Annotated in this window: 24 protein-coding genes; 3 read left to right on the top strand and 21 right to left on the bottom strand. The window is 62.0% G+C overall.

Translation table 11 applies throughout. From position 1 onward, the window contains the following. Nucleotides 1-4: 4 nt before the first annotated feature. The 20 genes from C7450_RS08295 to C7450_RS08200 all read right to left on the bottom strand — a co-directional run bounded on the left by C7450_RS08295 (nucleotide 5) and on the right by C7450_RS08200 (nucleotide 17,142). Nucleotides 5-505 carry a phage major tail tube protein gene (locus tag C7450_RS08295; protein ID WP_110373969.1) on the bottom strand — a complete coding sequence of 167 codons (501 nt, stop codon included), beginning with the start codon at nucleotides 503-505 and terminating at the stop codon, nucleotides 5-7. 67 nt (nucleotides 506-572) lie between these two features. Continuing rightward, nucleotides 573-2,015 (bottom strand): phage tail sheath C-terminal domain-containing protein, encoded by a 1,443-nt coding sequence (locus C7450_RS08290; RefSeq protein WP_110373968.1) that lies wholly within the window; start codon nucleotides 2,013-2,015, stop codon nucleotides 573-575. Nucleotides 2,016-2,107: 92 nt separating this feature from the next. Then, nucleotides 2,108-2,320, bottom strand: a complete 213-nt coding sequence (locus C7450_RS08285; protein WP_110373967.1) for a hypothetical protein — start codon at nucleotides 2,318-2,320, stop codon at nucleotides 2,108-2,110. 386 nt (nucleotides 2,321-2,706) lie between these two features. Continuing rightward, on the bottom strand, nucleotides 2,707-4,902 hold the full coding sequence (locus C7450_RS08280; protein WP_110373966.1) for a hypothetical protein: 2,196 nt from the start codon (nucleotides 4,900-4,902) through the stop codon (nucleotides 2,707-2,709). A 6-nt stretch (nucleotides 4,903-4,908) separates the two neighbouring features. Beyond that, on the bottom strand, nucleotides 4,909-5,838 hold the full coding sequence (locus C7450_RS08275; RefSeq protein WP_110373965.1) for a WD40/YVTN/BNR-like repeat-containing protein: 930 nt from the start codon (nucleotides 5,836-5,838) through the stop codon (nucleotides 4,909-4,911). After that, nucleotides 5,838-7,046 carry a phage tail fiber repeat family protein gene (locus C7450_RS08270; protein WP_110373964.1) on the bottom strand — a complete coding sequence of 403 codons (1,209 nt, stop codon included), beginning with the start codon at nucleotides 7,044-7,046 and terminating at the stop codon, nucleotides 5,838-5,840. The genes C7450_RS08275 and C7450_RS08270 overlap by 1 nt, the downstream gene beginning before the upstream one ends. Nucleotide 7,047: 1 nt before the next feature. After that, on the bottom strand, nucleotides 7,048-7,233 hold the full coding sequence (locus C7450_RS08265; protein ID WP_110373963.1) for a hypothetical protein: 186 nt from the start codon (nucleotides 7,231-7,233) through the stop codon (nucleotides 7,048-7,050). A gap of 7 nt (nucleotides 7,234-7,240) precedes the next feature. Then, nucleotides 7,241-9,547, bottom strand: coding sequence for a hypothetical protein (locus C7450_RS08260; protein WP_110373962.1), 2,307 nt, complete (start codon nucleotides 9,545-9,547; stop codon nucleotides 7,241-7,243). A gap of 1 nt (nucleotide 9,548) precedes the next feature. After that, nucleotides 9,549-10,802, bottom strand: a complete 1,254-nt coding sequence (locus C7450_RS08255; protein ID WP_110373961.1) for a phage tail protein I — start codon at nucleotides 10,800-10,802, stop codon at nucleotides 9,549-9,551. After that, nucleotides 10,795-11,721: a baseplate assembly protein gene (locus tag C7450_RS08250; RefSeq protein ID WP_110373960.1), complete on the bottom strand. Its 927-nt coding sequence runs from the start codon at nucleotides 11,719-11,721 to the stop codon at nucleotides 10,795-10,797. Before C7450_RS08250 ends, C7450_RS08255 begins: the two co-directional genes overlap by 8 nt. 9 nt (nucleotides 11,722-11,730) lie before the next feature. Continuing rightward, nucleotides 11,731-12,105 carry a GPW/gp25 family protein gene (locus C7450_RS08245; protein WP_110373959.1) on the bottom strand — a complete coding sequence of 125 codons (375 nt, stop codon included), beginning with the start codon at nucleotides 12,103-12,105 and terminating at the stop codon, nucleotides 11,731-11,733. Continuing rightward, the gene (locus C7450_RS08240; protein ID WP_146227298.1) at nucleotides 12,105-12,284 is read right to left on the bottom strand and encodes a hypothetical protein; all 180 of its coding nucleotides are present in this window, start codon (nucleotides 12,282-12,284) and stop codon (nucleotides 12,105-12,107) included. The genes C7450_RS08245 and C7450_RS08240 overlap by 1 nt, the downstream gene beginning before the upstream one ends. Nucleotides 12,285-12,286: 2 nt before the next feature. Continuing rightward, nucleotides 12,287-12,556, bottom strand: coding sequence for a PAAR domain-containing protein (locus tag C7450_RS08235; RefSeq protein WP_110373957.1), 270 nt, complete (start codon nucleotides 12,554-12,556; stop codon nucleotides 12,287-12,289). Then, nucleotides 12,556-13,008, bottom strand: a complete 453-nt coding sequence (locus C7450_RS08230) for a phage baseplate assembly protein V (RefSeq protein WP_110373956.1) — start codon at nucleotides 13,006-13,008, stop codon at nucleotides 12,556-12,558. Before C7450_RS08230 ends, C7450_RS08235 begins: the two co-directional genes overlap by 1 nt. Continuing rightward, entirely contained in the window at nucleotides 13,005-13,562 is a 558-nt protein-coding gene (locus C7450_RS08225) for a phage protein Gp37 (protein ID WP_110373955.1), read from the bottom strand. Before C7450_RS08225 ends, C7450_RS08230 begins: the two co-directional genes overlap by 4 nt. Then, nucleotides 13,559-13,981, bottom strand: coding sequence for a phage virion morphogenesis protein (locus tag C7450_RS08220; RefSeq protein WP_110373954.1), 423 nt, complete (start codon nucleotides 13,979-13,981; stop codon nucleotides 13,559-13,561). Before C7450_RS08220 ends, C7450_RS08225 begins: the two co-directional genes overlap by 4 nt. Then, entirely contained in the window at nucleotides 13,978-14,391 is a 414-nt protein-coding gene (locus C7450_RS08215) for a gp436 family protein (protein ID WP_110373953.1), read from the bottom strand. Before C7450_RS08215 ends, C7450_RS08220 begins: the two co-directional genes overlap by 4 nt. A 16-nt stretch (nucleotides 14,392-14,407) precedes the next feature. Continuing rightward, nucleotides 14,408-14,764 carry a hypothetical protein gene (locus C7450_RS08210; RefSeq protein ID WP_110373952.1) on the bottom strand — a complete coding sequence of 119 codons (357 nt, stop codon included), beginning with the start codon at nucleotides 14,762-14,764 and terminating at the stop codon, nucleotides 14,408-14,410. Between the two features lie 49 nt (nucleotides 14,765-14,813). Next, nucleotides 14,814-15,800 carry a methyltransferase gene (locus C7450_RS08205; protein WP_110373951.1) on the bottom strand — a complete coding sequence of 329 codons (987 nt, stop codon included), beginning with the start codon at nucleotides 15,798-15,800 and terminating at the stop codon, nucleotides 14,814-14,816. 523 nt (nucleotides 15,801-16,323) lie between these two features. Next, nucleotides 16,324-17,142 carry a hypothetical protein gene (locus C7450_RS08200; RefSeq protein WP_110373950.1) on the bottom strand — a complete coding sequence of 273 codons (819 nt, stop codon included), beginning with the start codon at nucleotides 17,140-17,142 and terminating at the stop codon, nucleotides 16,324-16,326. Nucleotides 17,143-17,307: 165 nt separating this feature from the next. On the opposite strand from C7450_RS08200, the gene C7450_RS08195 reads away from it, so the two are divergent. Beyond that, on the top strand, nucleotides 17,308-17,667 hold the full coding sequence (locus C7450_RS08195; protein ID WP_110373949.1) for a type II toxin-antitoxin system RelE/ParE family toxin: 360 nt from the start codon (nucleotides 17,308-17,310) through the stop codon (nucleotides 17,665-17,667). Then, nucleotides 17,664-17,963 (top strand): helix-turn-helix domain-containing protein, encoded by a 300-nt coding sequence (locus tag C7450_RS08190; RefSeq protein WP_110373948.1) that lies wholly within the window; start codon nucleotides 17,664-17,666, stop codon nucleotides 17,961-17,963. Before C7450_RS08195 ends, C7450_RS08190 begins: the two co-directional genes overlap by 4 nt. Here C7450_RS08190 and C7450_RS08185 read toward each other — a convergent pair. After that, the gene (locus C7450_RS08185) at nucleotides 17,960-18,214 is read right to left on the bottom strand and encodes a hypothetical protein (protein ID WP_110373947.1); all 255 of its coding nucleotides are present in this window, start codon (nucleotides 18,212-18,214) and stop codon (nucleotides 17,960-17,962) included. The two genes, C7450_RS08190 and C7450_RS08185, sit on opposite strands and share 4 nt — an antisense overlap. A 275-nt stretch (nucleotides 18,215-18,489) precedes the next feature. Between C7450_RS08185 and C7450_RS08180 the strand changes: the two genes are divergently transcribed. Further along, nucleotides 18,490-19,200, top strand: coding sequence for a DUF3800 domain-containing protein (locus C7450_RS08180; protein WP_110373946.1), 711 nt, complete (start codon nucleotides 18,490-18,492; stop codon nucleotides 19,198-19,200). The last annotated feature ends 144 nt before the right edge of the window (nucleotides 19,201-19,344 follow it).

Below are 19,344 nucleotides of genomic sequence, written 5' to 3'. Positions count from 1 at the left end.
GCGGTCACAAATAAAGGCGATCCTTCATCCACTGGGTCTGATCGATGCCGTCCGTCTTGATGGTGCCGAGCAACACATCAATCTCGAGCTTCTCCACGCCCTCCTCGAGACGCCGATAGTAATTGAGCGCGAGCTTGATGTTGGTCTTCGCGATCTCCTGGTTGACCCAGTCGCCTTCATCAATTTCCTCGATGAAGCCCCGCATATGCATCGTGATGCCGATCTTTGTGCCATCGCTAGACGCAAGTGCGCCGTGAATGGTGAACGGCTTGATGACGCCGGGCGCCAGGCCGAAGAGCGCGAAGCTCTGACGATGGACGCCATTCATCTCGATCTCGGCCCCGAGTTTCTCCGTTCCGAGATGCACCGGGAGCGGCGTATTCATGCCGCCGCCCATAAAGTCTTCAATGTGCATGGTCAGGACGGGCGGCCGAACCGTCGCCGCGTCGCCAATGCGGCCGACGCCATCAATGAAGACCGACATATTGTGGAGGACGTCGCGCATCGCGGACTCCCAAAAGAGAAGCCGCCCGGAGGGACGGGCGGCGAAAAACGATTGGGGACGTTAAGGATCAAGCCGCGGCGCGCTGGACCTGCGCGACGAGCTCTTCGTAGTAAGTGGCGTTCCGGTGCGCCCGGAAGGTCAGCCGCTCGATCGGCGCGGCCGGCTCAATGTCGAAGTCGACATGGACGTGTCCGGCCTGCAGAAGGGCTGGCGTGTTGATCGACGGGTCGACCCAGGCATTCCCGCCCACGATCGCGCCGTTGATCTGCAGGTGCCGCAGATACTCGCGGACGCTCTCCTGGATCTCGAGCAAAGAGTTCTTGCTGATGGGCCGGTCGATGGCCCAGAGCATGTTCGCTTCAATGCTCTCGTAGATCATATCCGCGGTGCGGCGGACGGACAGGAACGACCAGATCGGGTCGGTCGAGGTCGAGCGGTTGCCCCACAGGCGCACGCCCTGGTAGGCGACGATGGTCGCGACCTTCATTTCGTTCAGGTAGTTGGCTTCGCAATCCGGGTCGTTGGGCCGGAAGTCGATCGGCCGCGACGGGCCCAGAACGTTCAGAAGCTCCTGGTTGGACGCCGACCACCAGAACCCACGGTTGTTGTCCAGCCAGGCCTGCTGAGCGACCGCGTGGGGTGACGCAGGGCCATCGACGACTGCAGAAGTCGCGACGTCCCAGACTTGGGCGAGCGGATCGATGACGTAAAGACGATCGGAGCCCCAATCACTCGCGAAGGTCACGGCGGCGCCACGGGTCGTGCCGGGGCCGTCAGCCCAGACCGTGGCGCGGAAGCGCGGCGCCAAGCTAAGCAGCGCCGCGACAACGGGGTTCTTCACCGCGCCCAATGTGGCGGTCGCGGTAGCCAAGGTGCCCGCTCCGGCGATCGTGATGGTCGGAGCGCTTGAGTAGCCGAAGCCTGGATCGTCAACGACGATGGACGTAACAGCGCCCGCTACGACGACGGCATGCGCCTTTGCGGTGCGGCCACCAGCCGGAGCAGCCGCAACAGTCACGGTGGTGGTGCCCTGGACGTAACCGCTCCCCCCTGCCCCGACATTGATCGCGGCCACCCCCGTGGTCGGCCTGGCTCCGGTGAAACCCGGCGCGATCAGCATCCGCGGCTTGAGGCCGACTGGCGCGACGCCGCTGATCTGAGAGGTGTTCTTGAGGAAGGCATTCACCCCCGTCATCTGGGTGGCGTCGCCGATGATGTTGGACATCGTCTCAGGAGCCGTGGCGCCCTCGGTCACGCGGACGACGATGCACCAGGCCCAGACGCGCGACTGGATCGCGCGGAGCGCGTCTGGCAGCGTGCCCTCGACCCCGAGATCAATCGCATCACGCGGATTCAGTACGAGCACGGGTACGTCCAGAGGGAACTTTTCCACATCGGCGTCCGGGGCTGTGCCGATGATGCCGATGACAGACGAGCGCACGGTCTGGATGGGCCGGATGCCGTCCGAAATCTCGAGAGTCTCGAGTCCATGGAGGAATTGGGTCGCCATACTGGCCTCCAAAAGAAAAGGCCGCCTAGTGAGGGCGGCCTCAAACGTGGATTAGGTTATGCTTGTCGTTGACTTTGAGGGTCGAATATTCGCTAGAATTCGAGTTCCGGCGTCTTGATGTTGATGCTGTCTTTCTCGGCAGACCCGAGTACCACTTCGAGCACGGCCGGCGCTGATGTTCCCGCCGGACCGAAGATGCGGATTGAACGGACCCAGCCACCGTCGCCATCGGAGACGGTCTCGGTCACGACCACGTCGATCACCCCGGTGACCCGAAGCTTTTGGTTCATATGTTCGATGGACATGAGCCCCGCTCGCTATGTGCCGGGAACGCCGACCAGCTGGTAGGCTACGGTCGCGCCGTTGGTAGTTGTGAAATTCGAGCCGAAATTCGTAAAGCTTGCTCTTCCCCAGAGGCCACCACCGAAATCTTCGAGAGCCGATAGATCTATTGTGACGCCGTTAATAATGAGGGACCCAACGTTGGTTTTCATAATGAGGTCACCTCCACTTACTTGCGAAGGCGAGTCTGTCGTCCACGCAAACCGTGAAAAAACCAATGGATGCGTGACCGAACCGTAAGTGAACGCTCCGGTCGAGTATCCTCTACTAGAACTGTTCGATCCAACAGTTAGGGTGCCACCGACGGGCACCGCTGCGGCTGCGAAGACATACGGATTAATGATCAAGCTCACGTCTGGTACCCCACGAGCGTGACTTCCAGGCCGCGGGCCGACCCGTTGCCGATCTGGTCAACGTCAATCGTGACTTCATCGTCCGCAGAAAAACTCGACACCGAGATCACGGCAGCTGTGGCGGCCGTGGCGGAAGTCTTCTCGGTGTTGTCTATGGTGAGCTTCGTCGATAGCACCGTCGTGCCGTTCTTGTTGACGTCGACAGTGAAGATATTGCCGGACGCCTGCGCGGTCAGGAAAGAGGCTTTGACCGCTGTCAGGGTGAAGGCATAGGGCATACGGAGGTAGGCCTTGTTCGTACCCGCCGAAATCGCTGACGTGAGGTCGCTGCAGGCGAGGACGATCGTCTCAGGTTTGGCCTTGATGGCGGCGGCCTGTGCTGTCGAAACCGGCTTGTCTGCATCAGCGGTGTTATCGACGCTACCGAGGCCGACGTCGCCTTTCAGCAGGCCAATGGCGGTCTTGAGCGAGCTGCCTGTGATCGCACCTACGAGGCCGGCGACGGACGTCACCGCGTCGGTATTATCGATCTTGTCCCAGCTCGTGCCGTTCGACACGATCCAATCGCCGACACCCCAATCGCTGATCCCGCTGACAGAGGTCGTGCCAGCTGTCGAGACCTTGTAAAAGTAGCCCTTGTTGCCGCTGGACGCGGCCGGGATGGTCGGGCTATTGGTGTTGGCATTCCACGTGCCCTGGTAGGACATAGCGCCAAGAACGGCCGCAGGCAGTTGCGCCACAGGCACCTTGCCGCCACTGTCCAGTCCCGCATAGCCGTTGTTCGCGCCCTTGTTGGCCGCAGCCTCAGCGCCGATCACAGAGCGTGATACCGCCCCATCCGCGGCCGCCAAGAGCGATCTGGCGTGACTTGTCAGCGTCGCAAGCCCTACCGTGCCGGCGCCCGTCCCATAGATCAGCCGATCAGCGATCATCGTGAGCGCGGCGATATTGGTCAGGAGCGACGCAAGTGGTTGCTTGCCGTCCAGCGCTGTCTGCAGGCCTGAAACATCGCTGATAATGTGACCATGGCTGACCGGAGCGGCGCCTATATCCGCCGGCACAGAGGGTATGTTCGGCTTGTCGTCGAGGTCGACGTAGCTGTTACTTGTGGCCACGGTAGCCAGGTCAACAGCGTCCACCTTCGACACCAGTGCCATGGCGACATCGTCTGCATCAGCCTTATCCGCCAGCGCGGTGGATAGGCCGTCGATCGTCGAGATGGCCTGCGTTCCGGTGTGGTTCGCTCGGTTCAGCAGAGTGGAGTCGCTGGAGTTCGCCGTGGCGCCCGATGCGATCCCGTTGAGCTTCGTCTTGTCGGTCGCCGACATGAAGCCAGAGACTCCAGTCGTGGCGTCGGAGTGCCCGTGGCCGGCTGTGGCCAGGTCGCTGAGCTTCTTCCCCGAGTCCTTGCCAAGTTTACCCGTGCCACTCGCGAAAAGGATGATGTTGTCAGTTACCGCACCGGCCGGGCCGGAGAAGTCGCCGCTGCCAGCACCTGGCGGTCCAATGAGGCTGTAACCGCTATCTTGCCAAGTGCCAGATGCCTTCTCGTAGACGTTCCCGGTGACCAGATCGATCGCGAAGTCGTCGTTGTAGCCAAGACCAGCCGAAGGCGCGGCGTTGAAGGTCGCATACCAGCGGGTGCCGTTTCGGCCGTCCAAACCGGGCGGCCCCCGGAGCGCTTCGATGAACTCCGCTGCCGACCCGGTGTTGCCTTCGTCGAGCCAAGCTTGGTAGGCACTCGCGCCTGTAGGGCCAACGAGGCTCGCGAGAAACTCAGCTTCCGTGCCGACATTCCCCTGCGCCAACCAGAACTCATAGACGCTGGGGCCGGGGTCGCCTCGGTTACCGCGCAGAGCCTGCAGAAAGTCCGAGATCGACCCCGTATTTCCGGCGGCCAACCAGATCTGGTAGGCGCTGTCGCCGTTACTGCCAGGAGAGCCGGGTGGGCCAACAAGATCCGCGCCGTCCACAAAGCCTTCAGGCCCGAGAATATCGAGGCGGGTGCCTACCCACCGATGCGGGACCTTAAAGGAAGCCAGTGTGGCGGAGATCCGTGCCTCAGCGGATTGCGCGCGATCGTTCTGAGCAGTGGCGGCGGTCAGCGATCGGTTGGCATCAGTCAGGACACCACGAGCGATATCGATCGCCGCCAGCGCAGTCGCGCTGGCGCGCGTATCATACGATGTCATCGATGATTATCCCGCGTATGCAATTGCGCCGACGTAGGCGAGCTCGGCCGGTATCGTGATCGGCGACCAGCTCGCCCCGTGGTTCGTGCTCGTCTTCACAAAGGGGGTTGCCCCATCGTACCCCAGCAGGGCCATCCGACTGCCGCCAGATGTGATCTTGACGGGTTGCATGTCAGTCCATGTCACGAGCATCGACCATGCGGTGCCGTTCGTTGAGACGTAGCCGACATGATCTACGCCGTCCGTCGCTGCGGCGAAGAAAGCCGTGCCCGTGAAGGCAATAGTCATGACGTTCTTGCTTCCAGCGAAAAGATTGCGGACGGTCCAGCTGGTCCCATTATTCGCGGATGTGGCAAGAAGCCCTGCGGTCCCAATAACCACCCACATGCCCATAGCATAGATGGCGCCTGTTAGATTGCTCGCCGGTAGCGAGTTGGTCTTGGCTGCCCACGTCGTGCCATTTGTCGATGTGATGACATTTTGCGACGAGCCAACGGCCATCCAAATGCCATTCCCATAGGCGACGGCGCCGATCTGCCCGCTTGGGAAATTCGATGTCCGAAGAGTCCACGTCAGGCCATCGGGAGAGGTAACCAGGCGCCCGCCGGTGCCAGCGGCGACGAACAGGCCGTTCGCAAAAGCCATGCAATTGATCGTGGTGCCGTCCGGGACTGGCAGCATACCTGCGCTCGTCCAATCAAGCCCGTCGACCGATGTGAAGACCTCGTTGGTAGTGGCGATGGAAACCCAACGCCCAGCCCCCCGGCATACGTTGAACGAGGAGCCGGGGAAGGCGTCACCGCGGAACTCAAAGTTCACGCCATCAGAGGAGCCAGCCGCCTTCCACGGCCCGCTGTACGACGGGCCGCCCATCATCAGCCAGATATCAGGCGGCAGAGCCTCCTCACCCGAGCCGAGCATGTATTCCCAGAGCATTACTTGCTGTCCTTCTGGGACAGTGCCCAGCGGATCGTCGCGCCTGCGTCGCGGCTGATGCCGACGATGATGTCGACACCCGAGACGGTGAAGGCTGGCTGAGTTCCGCCCGGCCATTTCGCGCCGGACGGGAATGTCAAGGTCTTGGAACCGGGGTTGGTCAGCTCGAGAATGATTGGGAAAGCAACGCCGGACACTGGGGCTCCGGTGATCGTAAAGGTGGTGTTGCCCGTTACTGTCCCGCGAAAATGGTTCGCGTTGCTCAGGTTCAGGGCCACCGAGCCGGTAATGTTGTTCAGGTCGACGGTTGCGACGGACTGTGTCTTGACGTTCAGCAGCCCGGTCAACGTGCCGCCGGACAGCGCCAGCACCGCGGCCGCGGCAGCCTTCGCGGCCAAGGCGTCGGCCAGGCCGTTGATATTCGTCATGTCGTGAACGTGCGTGATCGCCGCCTTCGCGTCGAGCGCAGCTTGGAGGCCGGTGATGTTCGCAATGGTATGCAGGTGCGAGATCGCCGCCTTGAGCGCCAAGCCCTCTGTCAGCGCTGTGATAGTCGCCTTCTCGGCGAGCGCAGCCACTACGTCAGCTTGGTTCGCCTTCGACGCAAGCGCCGCTGGAAGGCCGGAAATCGATGAAATATCGCCGCCACCAACCTCGAGCCAGTCGCCCCAGGAGCCATCAGGACGGCGGAAGCGGATCTGACTGCCAGAGATCTCCTGCTCGGGAAAGAAGGTGTTGGAGGCCGAGATCCCGATACGCCAGTCCAGCGCACTACCAGCGCCGTTAGCCACAATGGCATTGACGGTGAGTTCGCCGGTATTCGCATCGTAGCCGCTGATCGGGCCACCCATTGAGAGGCTGGGATCGTTCGCAGCGGTCAGGTAAGCATAGGCTGGAATAGTCACCTGGCCGCGATATTGTGGCCACACCGTCACCATGCGCGGCCCGAGAGCGATCTCGACGTTGCCGGAAGCGCTGATATTTGACAGCGCGCCGACCTGCGCGATACCGGTGATCGACGCGACGAACTCCGCTAGAACGGCATTGACACGCTGATTGAAAGCCGAGATGGCCGCCTCTGTGCGCGTCTCGATATTGTCACGGCTGGCCTCACTCCCTTTGAGGCGGCCATCGATGTCCCCGAACAGACGGTTGAAGAAATCCGTCGTCAGTAGGGTATCGTCCGCGAATCGGTACAGATCGACCATTTCAGAGCTTTCGCGCTTCGCCGATCAGGTCTGTGATCTGGTTCAGGAGGAGTCCTTTGACCGAGGGATACTGCTGGTCGGGCCGCCACTGAATGCCCTGACGATCGGCTGGTTTCACAATCGTGACGGCGTAGAAGGCGTCGTCCTCGTAGGGCTTGTCGTCTTCGGGTTTCTTAGGCGTGGCCATTGATCCCTCACGTGGTCGCGTAGTGGCGGATAATCGAGACCAGGAACGGGTTGATGGCGGATGCCGTGGTCCCCGCGATCTTGATCTTGTAGTCGGTGATGTTGCCGCCGAGGGCGAAAGTGGACGTGCGCTCGATCGCGCCGCCCTCGACGATGCGATCCTGGACCGCGACGGCAGTGTGCGTCGTCGATCCTTCCTTTAGGGTGACGGCGCAGGTGTGGACGCCAGCGTCGAAACTCTCCAGCCGCGTCATGATCTTGAAGTTGTCACAGCCGGAGGGCAGGTGCTTGTTGTCAGACGCCCAGTTGAAAGCCGTCGCGCCGCGGCCATACAGCACGCGGGACTTGGTTCCAATGCCAATGCCGGGCATGAGATCCTTGGTGCCTGTGAACACGGCGCGGATCTGCAAGACGGCTGGAGGAACGGTGAAATCGACGCCGTTATCACCAGGGTCGAACGGCTGCCACCGGTTATCCACATAGGCTTCCCAGGTGAGCATGGTCGCCGCTGGGATATTGGCCTCATAGGTCAGATCGACCCACGTCACGCCGCCGACCAGCGAATAGGGCGCGAACTGTACGGTCGCGCGGTTGGAGCGGAATTGGGCCCCGTAGAACCGCAGCTTAATGTCAGTGACAAGGTCGCCGAGGAAGTAGCCGCCGTCGGTAGTGCGGAAGCAGGTCCCGTTAATGACGGCATTGTCGGCGGTTGTCGTCGCCAGATAGTGCTGGGCGTTGGCATTGACGATCAAGGCATAGCGCTGGCCGCCCTTGAGGAGGGTCGGCTGGATTGGCACCTTGGTCTCGCGAATGTTCGGGAGGCCCGCGCTGGCGTTGCCAGTGCCCACCTGGATGTCGGCGCGGTTCAGGGTAACGCGGGCGAGCACCTTGTTCATGTCGGGCTGACCGAGGAACGTCTCGGCGATCAGCACCTCCACATTGCCCGTAGCGGCGACGCGCGAGAAATAAAGCCCGACAGCGCTCAGCCAGCCATCGGCCGCCCATAGGAAGGTCTGGGCGACCTTCTGGCCCGAGATCGTGGCGGTCGAGGTGACCCGATCCCAGTAGTTCTCTTCGACCGTATCGACGAACATGCGCTTGAGGCGCACCTGGTAGTGCTGAAGGCGCAGGCCCTGCTGGTTCTGAACGTCCTGCCAGTTGACGACCTCGAAGGTCTCGCCGTTGTACCGCAGCGTGTGACTGATCGGATCGTATTGCCCAAGTCGCCAATAGTTGGAGTTGGTGCAGACGATGAAAGTCTCACCGTAGCGAATGCGTTCGCGCGTGCGGGTAAGCTGTACGATCTCAGTATTCGAGAAGACGTACTCGCCGATATTAATCTCGCCGGTATAGCCGGTGCAATCGAGGCGGATCGTGTCGTCGAACTTGGGGAGGATGAAGTTCGAGTTGATGACGATCGCCGGGTCGGTTGGATTGTAGAGAGCAAGAACATCAGGGGAGAGGAGATTGCTGGCCGCATTCGGGAAACGAATGCCTTCGTCGTGCACGGCCGAATAGCCAGCCTCAGCGGGATCACCGGTCGCCGGGTCGAGCAGATAATCCGTTTCATAGAGGACATAGGCGGCCGGCTGCGCGATATCTTTTTCGATCTGCGCGAACTTGTCCCAGATCTTGCGGATATCATCGTCAGTCGCGTAGAGCTCCAGCGAATCCTTGATGTTCGCCACGTCGGTGACGACGGTATCGATCCGTCGGCCTGTCTGATTGCGCCAGTTGGACAAGTCGGTGATCGCCGCGGCATTGCCGGCGACGGACGGGAGGCGGTTTGCCTCGACTTGCTCCACCTGAATGACTTCGTTGGGGTCGAGGGTCACATAGGCGATGATCAGATAATTCGCGTCGACCGCGGGAGCTTGCGGGTCCGGCGCTTCCGAGCCGGCCACAGAGCCGACCTCGGCGCGGCGCCGCTGCTCCATGGCCACGGATTCCGGCTCAGTCGCGCCTGTCTCGGGATCGACGAGGAAGTCACGCGGTTGAACGTCGACTTCGATCGTCGTGCCGTAGACCGTGATTGCGACCTTCTTCTTGGTCAGCAGCGGCATCACGTTGAACAGATCGATGACGGTGTCTTCCGCCTTGAAATAGACCGGACCGTTCGCATAGAAGCGCCCGCCCGAAACCGTCACCTGGTTGGCTCCGGTCTTCGTGACGGCGAAGCCGGTATAGCGGCGAACGCCGGCCGTCACCGCATCCTGGACAACGTGATCGATACTGTCGCGCGCAAAGCCCTGCTGGTTGCCAAGATCGCTGGACTGCAACTCTTGGCGGTCACGGAAGATGACCGAGCGCTCCATGTTAATTCCTCACAAGCATGCCCAAGCGGAAGCCGACCTTGAGACGGTCGCCGAGTCGGGGCGGACGTAGGGTTTTGGTTTCGAGAAGGATCTTGTCGCGGGCGCTCTTCGAGACGCCGACCGCGTGGCAGACCTTGTCGAGTGGCGCGCGGCTCGATTCCATGAGGTGACCACGCAGAAAGCGCCCTGCTGCGTACCGTGAGCGCTTGCCCCGGATCTCAACTTGCAGTTCGGCGTTGTAAGCCGGCATGCCGAGGCGGGTGTATCCGATGTGGGTCCAGCGCCGCCGAGCCTCCGGCAAGCGCGTCGGGTCCCACAGGTAAGTGCACTCGTAAATCCGCTCCCAGGCGGTCGAAGGCGGCAGGAAGGTCGTGCCGACGAAACGCGTGGGGAACGTCGCCTTCGCGGGCGCAACACCGGGTGCTTTCACGAGCTCGGGTTCGACCTGGATCGGGTCAAGCGATGGCACGATGGTCTGATAGCTGCGATTGCCGAGCGTGAAGGCGTAGCTGCGATCGATCCGCAGCGAGATGATCCGCTCCCGGACACCGGCCGGGCCGAAGAAGATACGCGTCTTCGGCCGTTGGCCCGCATAGATCGCGCCTGACGCGACTTGCGGAAGGATGATTTGCTCGAAATCGTAGGCTGTGAATCCGTCAAAGACTTCGCGGCGGACCTCCTTGTAGGTCAGCACCGTCTCAACGCCGCGATCCCAAAGCCGCGCCTCGCGGCGGTAGCGGTCGTAGGCGCGCGTGTCACGGGGGAACATGTGGCCGACAAAGGACATCTTCAGTCCCATCGACCCGTTGGTGGTGGTGATGAAGCGATCCTGTTCGCGCACGCGATAGGGATAGATGCGCAACTGCGGGAAGCGGGCCAGGAAGGACTGTCGCTCCTCATCCGTCAGCTTCGGCATCAGGAAGGTTTTCGCCGGAGGGACGGTAGCCTTAATGATCCGTCCGCCCATGATCGACACATGGGCTTTGATCCCTCCCAGCGTGCCTTTCGCGCGATGTAGTTGGAACGAGATCGATGCGATGTGGCGCTTCTTCTCGATCGGCCAGCTGTTGTCCCAAAGATCGACGGAGCGATCCCAGGCCAAGACCGGCAATACGGTTGGGTCGCACGTCAGCGGGCTGGTTTGCCTGACAATCCAGTGCGGATCGAGCTGTGACCACCGCCAGGCGTCAGTCAGCTCATGCGCGAGCTCCCAACGATTGGCTGAGGGAGGCAGCAGCGAGACCGGTTCAACCACGGAGCACCTGGATCGAAACGTTGACCCCCGTCAGACGGCCGAATTGGTAGCGTTCAGTCAGCACGTCATTCGTCGGCGTGACGTCTGTGACGTGGTCGACGCCACCCACATGGAGCGCAGCGACGACGGCCGAATGCGGCACGCCGCCAGCAAGTCGCTGGTAACGAGACGCCATGGCGTTGACGGATGTGATGGCTGCCTGGCGAATGACTTCCGGGTCAGGGCCTGACGGTACATGCAAGACGGCTGCGATCGTGTAGGGGATCGCGACAGCTCTCCGAACGGTCACGACGTCGGTGAGCATCTTGATATTCTCGGACAGCATCCGCCGCCGCACATCCTCCAGAAGGCTGTCGGAAGGCTCGCCGTTTCCGCTTGCGGACATGATGGTCAGCTCGACCGTGACATTCGGAGTGCCGCGGCCGAGCATCACGACTCCGACGTCATGGACATCGGGCGAGGTCGCCGTGGCGTGGTAGATGTAACCGCCGGGCGTCCCTGCCCCACCGAAGGCCTCAGGGGCGAGTTGGATGCGTGCGCGAAAGCGATCGTCGCTTTCCATGACGGCGTCCGCGCCGTTCATGGCGGGCGTGACCACAAGACGCGTCGTGCCGTATTCGATCCCCTTGAGATCGAGCAGGCGGCCCCGTCCAAAAGCCACGGTCAGATCGAGGGCGATATCGCGCATGGCTTGATGCGCGAGGAGCTCACGATAGGCAGACGTCTCCTGCCCCTTGATCGTGATGTCGCTTTCGAGGTTCTCGACGTTGAACGGGATGCCGGCAGCGCTAAGGCGGGCAAGGAGCCCCTCGGCACTGTGGATTCGCTCGTCCGTGAAGCCTTGGAAGGTGAGCGCCGGCCACAGCGAGGCCGGATCGAGGCTCGACAGGTCGAGCGTCGACGCGGTGAAGCGGGTCATGGGGAGCCCCTATGCGGCGCGCTGGATAGGGATGAAGATTGAACGGACGTCAGCCACCTTGAGATCGCCGAGGTGCGCCCGCGGCCGGTATTGCCCGATGATCTGCACGGTGAGGTGACCTGCGGTCGCGGCCTCGAGAAGCACCTGCGTCACCACGAAGCGGGGCTCCCAGCGATCCAGTGCTTCGTGGATGGCGAGCACGTAGTCGACGAGCGTGATGCGGTTCTGCGGCTGGTCAATGAGATCGGTCAGTCGGCTGCCGTAGTCTCGCAGCATCACGCGCGTACCGATGGGCGTGATCAAGATGTCCGCAATCGAGGCCTGGACGTGCTCCCAATCCGTCAGGAGTTGGCCTGTGAGCGGATTGGTGCCCGCCGAGTCCATCAGTCACCCGAGGGCTTCTTAGGCGACGGCTTCGGGTCAGGTTTGTCCTCTCGGGTGAGCTCGATCGACCCCGCGAGCAGATGGTATTTCGCCTGCTTCTCGGTCAGCGTGATGACGGCCTTCTCGTCCTGATAGGACTGGTTGAAGAAGCCGGCCTTGAGAACGGTGTAGCGGGGCATGATCATGTCTCCAGGAAGACGAGCGGTGAGCCGCTCGTGGCGTGGCCGCACGAGGCCTGGTGGCCCTCGCGGCACACGGGAATTGCGTTGATGAAGACGAAGGGCGAGCCGTGGACCATCGGGGGCGGCGGAGAGTGTGGCGGGAAGCCGTGGGCCTGAACGAGATCGCCCAGCACCACGACCTCGAAGCCTTCGCTGAAGACGAAATGCTGCTGGCCCGAGAGCTGATTCCCGCCCGCGATGTCCACGGGGCGGCGCGCGATGCCGTGCATCAGCCTTGCTCGAAATCCCAGCGGCCCATAACGGCCCTGATGCGATCAGCGCGCAGGGTGATGAGCCCATCCTCGACCGTGATGTACGAGGAGCCGCGCTTCATGCCGAAGAGATCTCCGCGGCTTTCGAAGGGCGGCTTCTTGTCATCCGTGTAGCTCGTCGGGAGGAAGAACCCGACGCCCGGCTCGCCCGACGGGGAGACTAGGTATCCCTTCTGTTTTTTCGAGGGCGGAAACCATGTCTGGTTGTCGCCCGCGACCTCGACCCACGGCACCTTGCTGGAAGGGAGCCCCCCGGCCGTGACAGAGACCCGATACTCGCTCGCGTGCGCTTCCGTGACCTCGGCAGGGCGAAACAGGTTGCGATGGCGCCGATTGGTCTCTTCGAGCTCGTTCCTCAGCCATTCGACCTCGCGCATGAGAATGCGGAAGGCTTGTTCGAGCTGGCTCATGGATAGACCTCGACGGGGATCTCGACATGATCGCCGATGTGCCCCGTGGCTGTGCCGTTGTTGATTTCCGTGATCTCGCCAAACCAGGGCGCTACATCGATCGGGTCATCGACCCCGCAGATGATCGGCACCTGAAACGCGAGGCCCCAGAGAGCTACGCCACGTTCCTCGAGCTCGGCGTTGTAGAGGTTGTCGGCGCGAAAGTTCTTGGGCCGCTCGGACTCAACGCCCGGTGTGCCCGGCTGCTGCCGGCGGACGGCGTGGAGCACCGCCTCGATCAGCTCCAAGGCCCCGGCGTCGCGATTTTTGCCCGGTACGTCGCTTGTCACGATGGCGGCGAGAAACTGGGTGTTGACAATGACGCGGCCGGTCGCCAGCGCCTCTGTTCCCGCGATCCCGACCACACCGATCTTCACGCCTGGCGGACGCAGGAGATGGCTATCCAGGCTTTTGCTGGTGAAGCGGCCCGCGAAGGGCTCCACACGCACCCCCGAGCCGAGCGTAGTCTGGACGCGCGTGACAAGCGCCTGGTGGTAGGTCGCGATGGTGCTCATTGCAGAACGTCCGCGATGAACGCTTCGATGACGTCGATGCACTCCTGCAGGTCGCCGCCTTCGAGCCCGAAGATCTCGCGCGCCGGCATGTGCTTGGTCCCGGTCTGGTGATAGACGCTATAGAAGACGTTGGTGCCGATGCGAGCCTCGAGCCCCACCACGTCGGAGGTGATCGAGTTCATAAGGCGGGCGCTCTCGACCAGGATGCCGCCGCCCTTGCGCTTTTGCGCGACAGTGGACGGCTTGAGCGGAGCCCAGGGCGTGCCGGACGGGTCGTGCTTGATGTTGAAGCGATCGACCGTCTGGCCGCGCACCGTCTCGGCGACCAGCATCGTCAGATTCGGAAGACCGATCCCAAGTGCGTTCAGCTTGGCTGTGATGTCGTCGAGCCCACTGATCCTGATCTCAATGGCAGTCACGCGCGTACCGCCTCACCGAACGTGCCCAGGGTTGGCACCGGGCCGAAAGTCGGCGGATCCCCCTCCCCTTCGGTCGATCCCAGGGTCGCCGTGCCCTTGGCGACGTCCTTCAGGAAGGAGAGCGCACGCTCATATCGGCGGGAGATCTCCAGCGTGATCGTCGCCCCGGTCTCGCCGGCCAGATAGTAGACGGCCATGTCGACGCAGACCCGGCGCAGCACGGTCGGAACCGGGGACACCGGGACCGCATAGCGCTGGCTGATGTAGGCGTCGATTTCGCCGGTTGCTTCTTGGAGCGCGCGGTCGACCGAAGGCTGGTCGACCGTGCCGCTGCGGTCTCGATCGGCGATGACTTTCAGGAGGTCTTCGCCATAGAGAGCGTCGATGTCGGCGGAGAGTGCGTAGGGCATGCGTCACCTTCATGGGTCACGCCTGGACCGCGCGAGCCTTCTCGATCAGCTTTTCGCGGCTCCATCGGCCATCCGGCCGAACGCCATTCTGAGCAAGGAAGAGCCGAAGGTCGTCGTCAGCCATCGCGCTGAAACGATCCGGCGTGGGTTCCGGGTCGACGACGGCGTCCGGTGGCACCGGCACAGGCTCAGGCTCCGCGGTAGGCTCGGGGCCGGGCGCCTCGGTGTCCGCGACGTCGCCAAAGGCCTCAGCCGCGAGACGCACTTCCTCATCCATGCGGTGGCGACGCCGGATCTCACGGATGTCCTGGCGAGACGCTTCGAGAGACCGACGATTGCGCGCCGCATCCTCGCGAGCTTTCCAGCCTTTCATGGGAATCTCCTTTCAGTCAGGAGAGGCCGGCCGGAGCCGGCCCCGCAGATCACGCAGCCAGCTTGTGGATGAACCGCACGATGCGGATGTCCTTGGCGTCGTAGATGCGTGCCCAGTTGGTGGCCGTCCCGAGCTCGGTGTTGCTCGGCGTCGCCTTGGCGGGAACACCGCCGCCAGGCGCCCACTTCACGCCGCGCGGATGCACGAGGTACTGGCGACGCTGGACGATGTACTCCATGCCGCCGCCTTGGAGGGGCTCACGCCCGGTCTCCACCGGCACTTCCGGGTCGGCCTGAGCGAAACCGAGCGCGCCTGGGCCGAACACGTAGGAGTGGTAGATGCCGCCCGAGAGCTTCGGCATGGCGTCGTCGACCACCACACGCTTGCCTTGGTAGGTCGGGACCTCGTCCTCGCCGTCCGACGGCTTTATGTACTCGATGAGGTCCGCCTTCTTCATAGCCGCCAGGGTATCGGAGTGCACCGCCACACCGCGCAGGCCGTCGGCGTGGTCCCCGAGCCTGTGGGTAGCGTCGATGAAGCTTTCGCCATCGAAGTACGCAGCCGCGCCGGAGAGCGCCGAGATGTCGAGGGTGTTGCCGGCCATAGAAGCGCCGGAAGCCGTGGTCGCCATCGCGCCCTTCACGACAGCCAGGGCAATCGCCTGGATGCGTCGGGACCAGTAGGCGGCGAAGCGATCCGCGATATGGCGCATCGGGTCAGCGCCGGAGATGTCGGCGGACAGATCGGAGGCACCGAAGACTTTGCCGCGGATCAGGCGAACAGCGACGTCCTGTCCTGTCGTGACGTTGTTGACCGACAGGTTGTAGCGATCGTCCAGAACTTCGTCTTCGCCCGTCAGGTCGTTGAAGTACGGCATGTTGACCGTCGTACCGCCCTGCAGGAGCGTAGCCAGTACAGTCGAGAGATCCTGCATGATGCCGGATTGAATGAAGGCCGTGAGCTCAGTCGTCCGCTGGGCCGTATAGGCCATGAAGACGCTGGGAACGATCATATTGGCGAGTTTCGTCTCGGCCATGGTTTAAACTCCAGAGCGGGGGCAGAGAGCCATTGGGGTGAGGGCACGCCGAAGTTCTCTGCTGTCCAGCCGGACAGAGAGCGAACTCGGTCTGCGATGTGAGGACGCGCGCGCAGCCAGCCCCGGCGGTAATCGGCGTGCCAATCCCACCAGTCGATGCCGCGAATGTGCCCCGCTGCGCCGTCGATCGGGACACCGCAGAGGACAATCTTGTGAAAATCGAAGATCTCGATTGCGATCTGGACCGCGTAAAGGCCCGACGAACCGCCCCAGCGATCCTCTCGCTGGAAGTCGATTCCGCCATCGTCGTCGTGACGCCAGGGCGACGCCGCGTAAAAGGGCGGTGCCCCTCCGCGGTGCCGCCGCCATCCGCCGAGCTTCTCGGGATGGAGTGTTGCCCAACAGAGAATCGGACCGGGGTAGTGAACCCCGGCGTCATTGACGGCGATGACAGCGTGCTGGCCTATCAGCGCGCGCGCCGCGGCGTATTCATCCCAAACAGACCGAGCCCCGCCGAGAACAACTACGCGGCGGATTTCAGACGCGCTGCGAGCTCCGGGTTCTCTCGGGAGATCCGCATCTGCTCGGTCAGGTTGAAGTTGTCCTTCGACCAAGGGTTTTTCTCCGTCGGGCGACCGCCACCGGCCGCGCCAGGCTTGGCGCCGCCACCAGAGGTGCCAGAGTTCGAGAACGCCTTGCCGAAGGGGTCCTTCCCGCGCATTTCGATCACGAGATCTTCGATGGTCATGAGAGCGCCCGACGCGTCCTTGATGCGGGCGATCCCCTTGTCGTCGATCACCTCGACGATGAAGCGGCCATCTTCGGTCTCCTTCACCCGCGTCTGCCGTTCGACATGCGGAAGAAGCAGCTCGATATCGCCGCCATGTTTGGCGAGTGCACCCTTCGCTTCGCTGGTGCTCATCAGGTAGTTGACCTGCTGCACGAGCCGCCCTTCGCGGTCCTCGTGCCTGGTCTTGAGCTCCTGAATGTCCTTCTGCACCTGGGTCTTGAAGGCGTCGATCTTCTCCGCGGCGAGCCGGTCCGATTCTTTGTCCGGGTCGATCTTGGAGACGCGTTCGAGGCGTTCGAGCTTCTGCCGCACGTCGGCGGCGTTGAGCCCCTCGAAATCCTTCAAGAGACGATCGTTCTTCTCGCGACGCTCGCGCTCGCTCGCCAGAGCGGACTTGAGCGTCTCGACATTCTCGATGCCGAAGCCGGCGACCGGCTCCACAGCGAGCACGAATTTGCCCCCGAGCGGGTGCTTGTCGTCCTCGACCTTGCGATAGAACTGGCGCAGGCCCTCATCCAGGGCCTCGATGTCATCAACGTAAGCTTTGAGCATGCATCACCTCTGGGCCTCACGCCCATCGGCTCCAGCCTCACGCGGGAGCCCATGAAAAACCCCGCCGAAGCGGGGGGTCGACAGCGGGCCTCGCGCCTCGCTGTATATACGGCAATGCCTTACTTTTTCAGTTGCCAAAACTACGGCAATGCCATAGTATGGAGTATGAAGAAGGCACCGCAAACTGTTATCCAGACAGCAGAATTTGACAGGCAAGCGAAGCGCATCGGCTTGAGCGAAGGGGAAGTCGCCGCCATGGTCGACGTGATTGCCAGCGACCCTCTTGCGGGAGATCTGATGGAGGGCACGGGCGGTGTTCGTAAGATGCGGCACCCCGGCCACGGCCAGGGCAAGAGCGGCGGGTATCGGACCATTCACTACTTTGGAGGCGACGATATCCCGGTGTTCCTGCTCGATGTCCTCGACAAGCGGGAGAAGACCAATCTGTCAAAGGCCGAGCGCAACCAGTTGGCCGGCGTGGTCACCCGCATCGCAGACGCATACAGGAAAGGCATCAAGCTATGACGAAGTTCGGAGAACGCCTCATTGCGAGCGCGAATGAGGCTCTCGCGATAGCCGAAGGCCGGGCCAATCCGGCAAAGGTGGTGCATGGCGGCGATGTCGATATCGCGGCCATCCGAAAGGGCCAGAAACTGACCCAAGTGGAGTTCGCACGCCGGTACGGCCTTTCGCTCTCGACCCTGCGCGACTGGGAGTATGGTCGCCGGTCGCCGGATGCGGCTGCCCTGACCTTGCTACGCGTGATCGATCGCGAGCCAGAGGCGGTCATGCGGGCCGTGAGCGCGAGCAAGGCGGCCTAGCCCTGCACCAGCGCGTGCCTGTATCGGAGTTCGAGCATGCCGATCGCGCCCCCGAGCGTATAGCGCGTGCCGCTGAGCCCGAGCCAGCCGGTGGCGATCTCTGTGTTGGGTGCAACGACCGCGTAACCGATCGCGGCAATCTCGCCCCGGCGAGCCTGGGCGAGCAGCTTTTCAAGGATCTGGACCATCTCGGGATCCGGCTCACCCGCCGGCCTGACTTCCATGCCGCGAATGGGGACGATGTCAGCCATCGGCTTCCTCACTTAAACGGCAGCCAGAGTTCAGCGCATGCTCGATAGGCAACATGCCACCAGAGCGCGATAATGAGGGCGTACACCACAACGCCAATCCCGATGTTGCATCAACTTCCCGCGTCCGGGACGCGATCAGCATGACGGCAGTGGTTATCGTTTTGCGCTATCAACAATTCGTCGGCGGATGGGTATTGCGACGCTCCCCTGGATCATACATAGCATCAGTTTTGACGTGCCGTGCATCGGCGTGATCTCAAGGGTCAGTTTCAGCAATGCACCTCATCTATTTCGACGAAGTGAAATATGACCCGCCTAACCAGACTTCCTTCTGGCTTGGGGGGATCTGTGTGCCACACCTCGAAGTCCAGGGCATAGAAAGGGAGTTGAACGAAATCTCATTCGACGCCTTCGGATCCCAAAACCTGGAGAAGAGTACTGAGTTTCACGGAATAGAGATATGCCGCGGGTCCGGGAATTTCAAAGGGAGACCTTATAACGACCGCCTAGAAATCCTGAAGAGACTGCTGACAGTTGCAGCGCGGCCCACAATTTCCAGGCTTTACGTCAAGATAAACCCCAAGAATATTGTTGCATCGAGCACGCCCCCTGACAAAATTGCGTTTATGTATTTTGTGGAACAGGCAGACGATTTGCTGTCCTCCAAGGAAACACTCGGCATGCTTTTTGGCGACTACGATGAACCGTCAATTAGCCCGTCTGTCGCGAGCTTGGCCGAATATAGGCTAGGGGTTACGCGTTGGGCTCGCGGTAAACGGATAAGGAATATCATCGATACTGTACATTATGCAAAGTCGCACCATAGTCGACTTATTCAACTGGCCGACGTGTTTCTATACTGCCTTCAATTTCACGCTCAAAATAACTCCGCCCCGTGGCGCCAGGGAATTGATTCCGTTATCTCAGGAAGCGGCATGCTCGCCTGCCGTAGAAAAATTTGGCCGCTCAGAGCGGAATGGCCCTAATATGAAGGACATGACCGGCGTTCCGAAGAACTGGCAAGGCTATGCGCCTTTGCGCTGCCGGTCATCACAGCCAGTATAAGGTGGGGTCGTTGGGTGTCAATTAGCGACGGCCTCCTTAGTGTGGACTCGCATCAGCGACAAGGT

It is taken from the genome of Chelatococcus asaccharovorans, from assembly GCF_003201475.1.
GTDB classification, from domain to species: Bacteria; Pseudomonadota; Alphaproteobacteria; order Rhizobiales; family Beijerinckiaceae; genus Chelatococcus; species Chelatococcus asaccharovorans.
This window is presented reverse-complemented; position numbering and strand designations above follow the sequence as displayed.